At 37.8% G+C, this 11,671-nt stretch carries 10 protein-coding genes; 4 read left to right on the plus strand and 6 right to left on the minus strand.

From position 1 onward, the window contains the following. Nucleotides 1–72: 72 nt before the first annotated feature. Both RUH74_RS08905 and RUH74_RS08910 read right to left on the minus strand, forming a co-directional pair. Nucleotides 73–1,011: a copper amine oxidase N-terminal domain-containing protein gene (locus tag RUH74_RS08905; RefSeq protein ID WP_313799943.1), complete on the minus strand. Its 939-nt coding sequence runs from the start codon at nucleotides 1,009–1,011 to the stop codon at nucleotides 73–75. A 123-nt stretch (nucleotides 1,012–1,134) separates the two neighbouring features. Next, nucleotides 1,135–2,871, minus strand: coding sequence for an ABC transporter ATP-binding protein (locus tag RUH74_RS08910; RefSeq protein WP_313799944.1), 1,737 nt, complete (start codon nucleotides 2,869–2,871; stop codon nucleotides 1,135–1,137). Between the two features lie 338 nt (nucleotides 2,872–3,209). On the opposite strand from RUH74_RS08910, the gene RUH74_RS08915 reads away from it, so the two are divergent. The 3 genes from RUH74_RS08915 to RUH74_RS08925 are packed head-to-tail and all read left to right on the plus strand — an operon-like array spanning nucleotide 3,210 to nucleotide 8,061. After that, nucleotides 3,210–4,661 carry an ABC transporter permease gene (locus tag RUH74_RS08915; RefSeq protein ID WP_313799945.1) on the plus strand — a complete coding sequence of 484 codons (1,452 nt, stop codon included), beginning with the start codon at nucleotides 3,210–3,212 and terminating at the stop codon, nucleotides 4,659–4,661. A gap of 13 nt (nucleotides 4,662–4,674) precedes the next feature. Continuing rightward, nucleotides 4,675–6,189, plus strand: a complete 1,515-nt coding sequence (locus RUH74_RS08920; protein WP_313799946.1) for an ABC transporter permease — start codon at nucleotides 4,675–4,677, stop codon at nucleotides 6,187–6,189. 60 nt (nucleotides 6,190–6,249) lie between these two features. Next, the gene (locus tag RUH74_RS08925; protein ID WP_313799947.1) at nucleotides 6,250–8,061 is read left to right on the plus strand and encodes an ABC transporter substrate-binding protein; all 1,812 of its coding nucleotides are present in this window, start codon (nucleotides 6,250–6,252) and stop codon (nucleotides 8,059–8,061) included. Nucleotides 8,062–8,111: 50 nt separating this feature from the next. On the opposite strand, the gene guaC is transcribed toward RUH74_RS08925, so the two are convergent. After that, nucleotides 8,112–9,095 carry a GMP reductase gene (gene guaC, locus RUH74_RS08930; protein WP_313799948.1) on the minus strand — a complete coding sequence of 328 codons (984 nt, stop codon included), beginning with the start codon at nucleotides 9,093–9,095 and terminating at the stop codon, nucleotides 8,112–8,114. Between the two features lie 269 nt (nucleotides 9,096–9,364). Here guaC and RUH74_RS08935 point away from each other — a divergent pair, with 269 nt between their 5' ends. Continuing rightward, nucleotides 9,365–9,856: an SRPBCC family protein gene (locus RUH74_RS08935; RefSeq protein ID WP_313799949.1), complete on the plus strand. Its 492-nt coding sequence runs from the start codon at nucleotides 9,365–9,367 to the stop codon at nucleotides 9,854–9,856. Between the two features lie 56 nt (nucleotides 9,857–9,912). On the opposite strand, the gene RUH74_RS08940 is transcribed toward RUH74_RS08935, so the two are convergent. From RUH74_RS08940 to RUH74_RS08950, 3 genes are all read right to left on the minus strand, one after another. Continuing rightward, nucleotides 9,913–10,095, minus strand: a complete 183-nt coding sequence (locus RUH74_RS08940; RefSeq protein WP_313799950.1) for a histidine kinase — start codon at nucleotides 10,093–10,095, stop codon at nucleotides 9,913–9,915. A gap of 130 nt (nucleotides 10,096–10,225) precedes the next feature. Further along, on the minus strand, nucleotides 10,226–10,789 hold the full coding sequence (locus RUH74_RS08945; protein ID WP_313799951.1) for a CBO0543 family protein: 564 nt from the start codon (nucleotides 10,787–10,789) through the stop codon (nucleotides 10,226–10,228). Between the two features lie 92 nt (nucleotides 10,790–10,881). Continuing rightward, nucleotides 10,882–11,238 carry a hypothetical protein gene (locus tag RUH74_RS08950; protein WP_313799952.1) on the minus strand — a complete coding sequence of 119 codons (357 nt, stop codon included), beginning with the start codon at nucleotides 11,236–11,238 and terminating at the stop codon, nucleotides 10,882–10,884. Nucleotides 11,239–11,671: the final 433 nt, after the last annotated feature.

The raw sequence follows: 11,671 nt of genomic DNA on the forward strand, positions 1-11,671 counted from the left end.
CTGGTCATTTATCCCATTAAGAAAAAAAAGACCGTCATATGACGATCTTACCTGTTTTAACTATATTGCTGTTTATTGATTATTTAGTAATACCTCTAGAATTTCTTCCGAAACAAAAGGAGCATCATTAATAATAGCAGGCACCACTTCAAATGATCTTAAGCTGCGATTTAGGCTGTATTTCTCTTTTCCGATATTGATTTGAATAGTCTGGTTCTGTTTGCCTAATTCTACTTTAGCGTTTTTGCTGTCCCATTTAACTTTATACCCTAAGTGCTCTGCTACCTTTTTAATCGGCAATAGCTTCATTCCATTTTTAATATAGTAGTCATCCCCAACAGCCTCTTGCACTTGTTCGAACAATTGGTCGCGATTATCCCATGCGATTATTTTCTTTGGTGTCGTTTGAGCTGGGATGCTCCTTGTTGAGATATCGTAAAAGACGATTAGCTCCTTCCCTTGCAGCTTTTCTTTCTTAATTTTGTCCCCTTGTTTATTCAGAAGAACCGTTTCTTCAGCGATATTTAACTTAAGCTCATTATCTAGACTAACATACTGATCATTAAACTTTGAAACCTTAACCTGCCCCCTGTTTTTTCCATTTACTACAATTATTTCAGGTGTAGTCCTTGGAGGGTAAATCATGATCATTGGTTTATTTTTATCGTAGTAAGCTGTGATCGTTAATCCTTTGACTAATTGATCCTTGTCAAAAGCCTCTGTTGTATCACTATTGAATAACAGTACGTTATCAGATAGAGGAAAATGCATCTCTAAAGATTTATCTTTATTTTCAACAATCAATGTAAGAAAGTCTTTATCCTTCTTCACATCTGTAATAAGCCCCGAAAATTCCATGAAATCAGTTGAATCAACAGGTTGACGATCCTCTTGCTTGGCAAAATCATTATGAGTTTCTCTTGGCAGTTGACTAGATGCAACGGCTGAATGTGTACTAATCACTAAACCAGTAATTAAAGTTGCTGTTACTAGCGCTGGTAGCTTTTTCATTTTTAACCCACCTTCAAATGTTTTGTTTCATTGAAATAGGCGTAAAAAGCTAGAAAAAGTTACATACCCTGCCAAATTTTATTGTAAAAACAATAATATTGGATGCATTTTAAAAGTTTCCTATCAGCTTGGTACTGCGACCCAATGCCCTTTCGAAATCTCTACTAATTTAGAATTGCTCAATTGATATTTGTCTTCCTCAGTTTGTTCTTCCAATAATACCCTTTTCTTCAGCTTTTCAACCTTTGGATCAGGGATCGGTATGGCAGAAAGCAGCGATTTCGTATATGGATGCTGCGGATTGGCATAAAGCTCTTCACTTTCTGCAAGCTCCACAATTTTTCCAGCATACATAACTGCTACACGGTCACTAATATGCTTAACCATTGATAGGTCATGGGCAATAAATAAGTAGGTAAGTCCTAGACGCTGCTGCAAATCTTCTAACAGCGTTACTACTTGCGATTGAATTGAAACATCGAGTGCAGACAATGGTTCATCACATACAATGAATTTTGGCTCCACTGCAAGTGCACGGGCAATGCCGATCCGCTGGCGCTGACCACCGGAAAACTCATGTGGGTAGCGTTCAGCATGAGCCGCCTCAAGTCCAACCATTTCAAGCAATTCTTCGACTCTTTTCTTTCGTTCTTCCCTGCTGCTGTATAGCTTATGAACATCTAATGCTTGACCAATAATATCCAGTACTTTAAAGCGCGGATTAAGTGAAGCATAAGGATCCTGGAAGATCATTTGCATATGTCGGCGCATCATTTTCATCTCGCTTTTTGACAAGCGGTTTACAGGCATTCCTTGATATAATACATCCCCGCCTGTTGGCTCATGTAGCCGCAAAATTGCACGGCCTGTTGTGGACTTTCCAGAACCCGATTCACCAACTAGCCCTAATGTTTCTCCTGCACGAATATGAAAACTAATATCATCTACCGCCCTTAGCACCTTGCCTTTTCCCATATCGAAATGCTGCCTCAATGATTTTACTTCTAGTAGCGGCAGAGTCAAATCTGTCCCAGGTAAAATAAGAGGAGCGGGTTTTTTCTTCTTCTTCTCATCAAGACGCGGCAAAGCATGCAGGAGCTTCTTTGTATATGGATGCTTTGGGTTTTCAAATATCTCTTCCGTAGTTCCAGTTTCAACAATTTCCCCTTTCTTCATGACTGCTACCCGATCACACATGCCAGCTACAACACCGAGGTCATGCGTAATTAAGATGATTGAGGTGCCAAATCGCTCTTGCATATCCTTCATTAAATTTAATATTTGTGCTTGAATCGTTACATCAAGTGCAGTCGTCGGTTCATCCGCAATAAGGAGCGTAGGACGGCAGGCAAGTGCAATGGCAATCATCACCCTTTGCCTCATGCCTCCAGAAAATTCATGAGGATATTGATGATAGCGCACTTCACTGTTGCGAATCCCAACAAGCTTCAGAATGTCCAGTGCTTGCTTCTTAGCTTCTTTCTTAGATAGCTTTTGATGCTTCATCAAGCTCTCAGCAATTTGCTTACCAATTCGGATGGTTGGATTTAGAGACGTCATTGGGTCCTGAAAAATCATTCCGATTTCACGACCGCGAATCCTCTCCATCTCCTTTTCTGTTTTGTCTGCAAGATTATCACCAAGGAAAGTAATTTCCCCTTCTTTCAAATAGGAAGGAGGAGATGGAAGAAGGCGCATAATTGAACGTGCCGTTACACTTTTTCCGCTGCCTGACTCCCCGACAATTCCTAACGTCTCTCCCTTTTTCACTTCAAAGCTCACTCCTCGAACAGCCTCAAATTCATGTTCTCGAGAAAGGAAGGATACACGTAAATCTTTCACCTGTAAAATAGTTTCCAAAACTCACACCTGCCAATTATGTTCATTTATCGCAGATTAATAGGCTGGAAGATTCTTAAAGAAAAAATAATCTAAGTAGGAATCAGCAGCCCATATAAGCCCGATATGTTCAACTAACAATCAGCGGAATAAAGCCCTTCTGATTGAATGATTGAAGTTTCACTTTTTACATATAAATCAATTTCATCATGCATATATTATCAAAAAGCTTGGTTAAATATATTATGAAAAATTTTCAATTAAAACTACATATTGACTTTTATAGCAGCCTAGAAATAAAATATACTATACAGGTCGGAATAATGCAATTTAAAATGAGAGGAGGAACTGAGCAGCCTATGGATGCAGTGAATACAAGCCACTCAGAAAAGAGCTTCAAACTATCAGCAATCCTTTGTCAGTCACATAGTAAAATACAGCAGCATCCATCCTATAAATATTTGATTTTACTATTAGGATTACCTGTTCATCTGATTGTCCTGTTCATCTATCTTTCCAAGAAAAAGAAAGATTCATACACGACGATATTTCTAGAAACGAAGAAAGCAATGCTAATATCTGGCTATAAAGAAGAATGGATGCTGGAGTATAAAGAGCAAATCCTGCGAAAGCAGGCTTTTTTTGGAGAGAAAGCAGGAGAAAAGGATGCAGATAAAATAGCAAAGCAATGGGCAGAGGAGCAGTTCCAGAAAACACTGGTTGAAAAGACAATTTCGCAGCTTGAAAAGCTTGGCGAGAAAAAAATTACATTTGAAGATACCTTTCAATCTCTCATACGAAATCCGTTTTTCCTATTTATTACTTTTATCCCGGGATTGCCTATGTATTTATTTATTCTTTTGTATAGCAATGCTTACCTTAAATACATTTTCGATCGGCTAATTATGAGTCTGTTTGTCATTATTGGGGTTGTATTTTTTGTATTTACTATCTTGCACTTATCACCATTTGATCCTGCAGCAAACATACTTGGTGAAACAGCAACAAAGGAACAAATAGCAGCCTTTAATCATTTGTATGGTCTTGACCAGTCTTATTTTTCTCAATTATGGAATGCACTGAAAGGAATTGCGACATTTGATCTTGGAACTTCCTTTACAGGAAACGAAGATGTTGCCTCTAGTATCGCAAGGAAATTCCCGATCACGCTAACCCTTGCAGTGATCTCACTCGCTATGGCGATCTTAATTGCCATTCCAGTCGGGATTATTTCTGCAACAAAGCCAAATTCGTTTTTGGATTACACATTTATGTTTATCGCGCTCATTGGATTATCAATACCAAACTTTTGGCAGGGACTTATTTTCATCTTAAACTTCTCTATAAAACTAAAATGGCTTCCAGCAACCTTTAGCCCTGAAAATTGGTTATCCATTATTATGCCAGCGGTCGTATTAGGAACAGGATTAACCGCATCGATTGCACGAATGATGCGTTCATCAACTCTTGAGGTTATTAATGAGGACTATATTATCACGGCTAAAGCAAAAGGACTCAGTCAGCGTCAAGTTCTTTGGAAGCATGCAGTAGGCAATGCGATGATTCCTGTCATTACCGTCATTGGTCTCCTTTTTGGAGGGATGCTCGGAGGGGCAGCTGTGACCGAGAAGGTCTTTAATATTAGCGGGATTGGAAGTTACATCGTTGATAAACAATTTATACCTGATATTCCTAGTATTTTGGGCGGAGTTGTCTATATTGCGATTACGATTTCTCTAGTTAATTTATTCGTTGATATCTTGTATGCGTTCTTCGATCCTCGCATCCGTTCGAAAATGAAACAATATTAAAGCAGGTGGAATGATGTCCAAGATAAAAGAATTACCTAGTTATCAAAAAAAACACGCATTAAAGCTGTCATCAGAATATATGCAAGCAAGCTTTACCTCTATTGTATCTATTGTACTCACAGTGATTCTATTGCTATCAAGCTATGAATTTTCAACACAAACGGTAAAGCCTATTATTTTCGGTGCATTCACAGTATATGCACTATTTACTTGCATACAGGTTGTCATCACTTTTTTGATAAAAAAAGATCTTCAACAATTTGGCTATCTGCAATCGAGAACAAGAAAATGGGGGTATATTCAGCTGCTTAGCATAGCAACTGGGAATATCTTCATTGTAACCGCAGCCGCTCAATTAATTAAGGAGAAAAAGACAACAGAATATACAATTGCCATATACATGCTCATTACGCAATTCTTTATTATTGGCGTATCTGCCCTTAATCTATTTAAGCCCTATGTAGCAGATACCTTTCTGTTAGGAATGTTTGCACTTAGTGGAATCGTTATTTTCCAGCTGATCGTTCTTATTCTGGTGACCAAATCTATTACTGAAGGGAAACCTATTCCCCGCCAAATGATGTATATCGCTATCCCGCTTATGCTGACATCTTTAACCGGAAACCTATTCGGTCTTTTACTGGGATGGAATCTAATAAGCAAAATCCGGAATAGCAACAAAGAAAGTACAGGGCAATGGATCATTATTTGGGAGAAAATCTCAAGGAATACAACATCGATGCTAAGTCTCTTTTTTATTGTTTTTGTATTTTCTATTTCTGTATGCAGCTATTTAACCTTTGACTATTCGATGGCGGTGGAGAATAATTACAGCGCGACTCTTCAATCCCCGAGTTTAGCCTACCCGCTCGGAACAGATAATTTCGGAAGAGATTTATTTTCAAGAATCGTCTTCGGTGCCCGAATCTCACTAATTGTAGGGGTGATTTCTACGGCAATTCCTTTTGCTATCGGCGGGATACTTGGGGCCCTTTCCGGTTATTATGGTCAGCGTACAGATAATATCATTATGCGACTGCTTGATGTTTTGTACGCGATTCCAGGAATTCTATTAGCTATCGTTATTATTGCTGCTTTCGGATCAAACACGATCACTTTAATTCTTGCACTTAGTGTTGGTTCAATCCCAACTTATGCAAGAACGATGCGTGCAAATGTCTTAATGGTATCAAACTATGAATATGTTGATTCTGCTCGTGCACTTGGTACGAGTACCCTAGCAATCATTTTCAAGCATGTTGTACCCAATTCAATGGCGCCAATGATTGTTAAATCCACGCTAACTATTGGAAGTGCAGTTATTGCAACGAGCAGCTTAAGCTATCTCGGTCTTGGGATTGAGCCTCATATACCTGAGTGGGGAAACATTTTAAAAATTGGCAGTACCTATCTTGAGTCCCATTCCTATCTAGCAATCTATCCAGGTCTAGCGATTATTGCACTCGTCCTCTCCTTTAACTTTTTGGGCGATGGATTACGAGATGCGCTCGACCCGAAAATTGACTAAGTAAGAGCAACGCTATATTAGCTTTTAAATATTAATTGAATCATATAGGAGGAACCTACTGTGAAAAAAACATTTATCCCCCTTCTTCTTGCTTTCATACTAACGCTAGCAGGCTGTGTAAACACAAAGTCAGATGTAGAAGAAGGAAAAAAATCTAAAAATGATGGTGTCACAAATAATGAAAAGGTTGCGATTGAAATCCTTGGACAAAGCTCCCAAGAAGATGATATTAACATTGTCCGTGACCAGCTTGTAAAAAATGGATTTGATGTAAAACTGAATCTGCAGCCAGACTACGGTAGCTATAAAGCTCAGCAGGATGCAGGAAATTATGATATTGCTTTATCCAGCTGGACAACAGTTACTGGCAACCCAGATTATGCCGTCCGCTCTCTTTTCAAATCTGGCGGTGATTACAGTATCATGGCTGATGAAGAAATCGACAAACTCATTGATTTAGCAAGCACACAAACACCTGAAGAATATGTGGATACTTACAAGCAATTAGAACAGCGTCTTGTCTTTGATAAGGCTTATATTGCTCCGTTATATATTTCATATAAGGCACAAGGCATAAACAAAGATGTTTTAAATGTAGATACTGTGCGACTTTCTAAATCACGTGCACTTGCATGGGAAACAATTGATTTCAACGATCCATCAAAACGGGAAACAGATCCGCTGTTATTACAGCAATCCATCTCAACTCTAACATCCCTTGACCCAATTAAAGGAAATGATGGTTCAATCAATACGATCAACACGAACATGTATGTACGTCTAATTAACCTAACAGATGACGATAAAATAACTTCTGAAGGATCATTATCACATAATCATAGCATTGCAGAAGGAAATTCTGAGTACTTCTTCTTATTACGAGATGACATCAATTTTGCAAAAATTACAGATAAAAAAGCGGTAGATACAGGTGAACGTGTCGGTGCAGACGACGTGATCTTCTCACTAAATCGTGCAAAGGATAAAAACGCTGTTCCAGACCACCGCACATACAGCCTGCACGAGCATATTAAAGATGCAGAAGTCGTAACAGATCTTAGTGCACTTGATGTGAAGCAATCTGGCAGTGACAAGACTGTGAGAGAAGCACTTGAGGATGGGCTTGATGTGAAAATTTCGGAGCTTGTAGCTGATAAAGCACAAGCAAATAATAAAGAGGGAAAATACCAGGTTGTTAAAATGACAACAACCGAGCCTTTCCCGCAAGTATTAAACTATTTAGCACACCAGTCTGGCGGCATTGTTTCTAAGAAACAGGTAGAAAGCATCAACACATATGATGTTGCCTCATTTGATATAAACAAAGATATTCCATATGGTGACCAAAACACAGTGACTGAAGGCGATAAATACAACAATACACTTTATGCAAGCGGTCCATACATCTTATCTTATAAAAACGATTATGAAGCAGTTTTCTATAAGAACCCTGGTTATATGAAAGGCACAGAAAATGAGCCTAAAATTTCAAACATAACTGTCCGTTTCATTCAAGATACAGACAGTGCCCTTTCCGCACTTCGCAACGGGGAAATTTATATGTACTATGGCGTTCCTGAAACGAAATACGATGTGGTCGAGAATGACAGCAAACTTAAGCTTCAGCGAATTGAAAGCAACGGAGTAAGCTATTTGCTCTTCAACACAGCAAATCGAGAAGTCGCAAAAAGTGATGATTTAAGAAAAGCCGTTCTTTACTCTATCAACCAGGATGAAATTTTGAGCTATTACCAAAATAATAAAATTAAAGCTGTCTCTACTGTGAGCCCGATCGTAAATACAGGAAATGAACTTAAAGCTGATCCTGCAAAAGCACAAGAGTTTTTAAATAAGTATAAAGCGAGTAAATAAAATGAGAGAAGGGTAGCCAAAACGGCTACCCTTTTTTTGTTACAAGATTATTAATACACCTTATCTCCATTAAAGATGGAATTCTTCACAACCACATAATCCACATTGCGAATCGCTTCCAGCTTGTTTCCTCCAGCATAAGAGATAGAAGATTGAAGATCCTGCTCCATTTCAATTAATGTATCTTCTAACGAACCTTTATGCTCGACATACATTTTTTTCCCTTCAACATTCTTCTTTTCACCTTTTTGGAATTCTGAAGCTGAACCAAAATATTCTTTATAAAGCTTTCCATCTTTTTCAATCGTTTCACCTGGAGATTCTTCATGCCCAGCAAATAATGATCCGATCATGACCATCGTTGCACCAAATCTTACTGATTTTGCAATATCTCCGTGTGTACGAATGCCGCCGTCAGCAATAATTGGTTTACTTGCTGCTTTTGCACACCAGCGAAGTGCAGCTAATTGCCATCCGCCAGTTCCGAATCCAGTTTTAATTTTTGTAATGCATACCTTTCCTGGTCCAATGCCAACCTTTGTTGCATCTGCACCAGCATGCTCTAACTCTCTTACTGCTTCAGGTGTTCCTACATTTCCAGCAATAACAAAACTTTCTGGTAAATGCTTCTTAATATGTTTAATCATCTCAATCACCGCATTCGAATGACCATGAGCGATATCGATTGTAATATAATCTGGTACGAGCTGTTCTTCAGCTAATTGTTGGATAAAGCGATATTCATCCTCTTTCACACCAACACTAATAGATGCAATAAGTCCGCGTGATTTCATATCTTTAATAAAAGCTATTCTCTTTCCCGGTTCAAAACGGTGCATGACATAAAAATAACCATTTTCAGCCAAGTAAACTGAAATCTTTTCGTCAATAATTGTTTGCATATTAGCAGGTACGACTGGCAGCTTAAATGTATGCTTGCCCAGCTTAACCGTTGTATCACATTCAGAACGGCTATTTACAATACACTTTGCCGGAATTAATTGAATATCCTCGTAATCAAACACATTTTCCATCTATTACACCCCTAAACACGAATATTATATTTAATTGGATTAAAAAACGTTCGTACAATAGGTAATTTACATGATTATTATTCGGATGTCAAAGCTTTTTTATGTTTGCTATAAGGATCATGTTTCCTAGCAGCTGGGAAAGCAAGCAATATCACTTAATCTATGAGTATAAATTGAAGTAAGAGTGCGTTAATTCGGAATATTCTTTTTAGTTGTTCTTACAAATGGTAATATAGAATATGTGATTATTTTTATAGGGGGAGTCAAAAATGAAGGCAATTTCTAATGAAGTTGGCATCACAAATACGATTATTATTCATGCACCGTTAAGTTTAGTTTGGCATGCATGGACCATTTCCGAACGTGTTTCACAGTGGTTTGCGCCGGAAACAATAATTGAAGCAAAAGAAGACGGCGCCTATGAGCTATACTTTGTTCCAGGAAACCGAACAGGAATGAATACTAAAGGATGTAAAATAATCAAGATGGTCGATCAGGAAGAGCTGCAGTTCAGCTGGAAAGGACCAGACCCATTCGAAGAAGTAATGAATAAAGGCGAAGAATTAACGTCTGTAAAAGTGAATCTAGTAGCGATAGATGAGGGAACAACAAACGTCATTGTTGAGCATACTGGGTTTAAGAATGAAGATCGTTGGGCAGAAGCAATCAAGTGGCATCAAATGGCTTGGTCAGGGGTTCTCAGCAGCCTAAAATCAGCCCTTGAAAAGGGCGAAGGGGAATTATGCTGTCAGCCTAACTAGGAATCAAATTAGCATAATTATTGGAATCCCAGCTTAGCTGGGATTCCTTGGCTTCATCAATTTTTCTCTTTATCTACATTAAATAAGAAATAAGAGATTGCTCCAGATAATATTGCAGCACCTGCAGAGATTAGTATTCTAATTTGGAGATCAATCTCGGAATAATCCTTCCCTAACATCCACATAGCTAGAACAGCTACAAGAATCATAATCGGAATGACAAACGTGAACTTATTCAAAATAAAACTTCCTTTCGCTATTCATTCTACAATAAGCATACTCCACTGTATATTATAGTAAAAAAATCCGATTATGACTTGTTTTACTATCATTTAAAAATGCGACCTTCTTTAGTGAAGAACCGCATTTTCATCTAGTTATATTCTGTTCATAAATCTCTTTGTTATAGGCAGGGACTTTGAAAAACCATTTGTGGAAGACACGCGAAAGATAATAAGTACCCCATATCGATGAAAAACTCCAACACCAATTCCATTTTTTGTATGTAATCAACTTTGTATATTTCTCGATAAAGAATTCAAAAAATGTGAGTATAAATGTATGAGCAAAATAGTAGAGAAACTTCGTTTTCCTATTCCCTTTCTCTGGGTAATACAAATTGAATAAGGCACATAAAGAAGGATAAACAAAATACTCAAAAGTAAAGCTTGATTTAGTCGCATTTTTAAAGAAAAGCCGAAATGGATATTTTATCTTATCTGTTTGGACGACCAAGAGCCCGAAAAACCAAGTCATAAATTGTTTAAATAAAAAAATAGGAATAGCTTCACGAAGTCTTTTTCTTGGCAAAAACAGAAGCAATAATATTGATGTGATTACCCACGATGAAATTTCAACTCTCTTTTCGATTTTATACCCCATAACGCTCCCTCCCCCATTATGGTTAATTTCCCCAATAAATTCTCCAATCATGTATAAAAAAACGAACTTACAAAAAATGGTCAGCTAAATAGGTAGACTATTCGTGACTGCCAATGGATGTAAGTTCATTTCGTGAATCTCTATTACTCCGCTCGCTTTACATAGATTGCCTTTGAAAAGCTAGTTTTAATGCAGCCTTCTAAATCTGACTCTTTTAATAATCCTAAATGTAATGCAGCTTTTATTTTCTCCTCATCAGGTTTCTTTTGAATTAAATCAAGTAAATTTAATTCTTCGAGCCGATTAACGGTATCCTCTTGTTCATATTTTTCAGTCACTCGTACTTGCCTTTGTAACTTATAATCGCCAATGGTTATATCTCCTCTTATATCCTTGCCGACTGCCATGTCAAAATATTGATTAAAAACCTTCTTCAGCTCATTCAATTCTGTTTCAATCTCTTTTTTCTTAAGATTTAATTCATGATAATTAGCCAGCATCTCTCCTGTAATTAAAGAACCAACATTATTTTTCAGCTCTATCCCCTCATTCCATTAATGATAGTTCATCATATTGTGAAATGAGAAAAAATATTCCCCTTTATTAGACCAGACATCACGCGAAGGCAAAAGAGCTAGTTCAATTCATTAGAACAAATGCACAAGCTCCTTGTCACCGCCGTACAAACTGGAAGGACCGGTTCTTTCGCTAAAGGAAACACGGTGAGCGAGAGCCAACTGATGTTGACGCAATCGTTGCGGAGGAGGCTTGAAGTTTGATAGGCGATAGACGCTGGAGCTGGATGCAGACAACCTTTCACAAAGTTATCCGCAACATTCAATTTAATAATTTTCTAGAAAACAAAAAACTACCTCGTTAGGTAGTTTCTCCAACTAAAAGCTAAGAAGCTCTTATTTATTATGCTCTGAATGA

It is taken from the genome of Cytobacillus sp., assembly GCF_032154635.1.
Taxonomy (GTDB): domain Bacteria; phylum Bacillota; class Bacilli; order Bacillales; family Cytobacillaceae; genus Cytobacillus.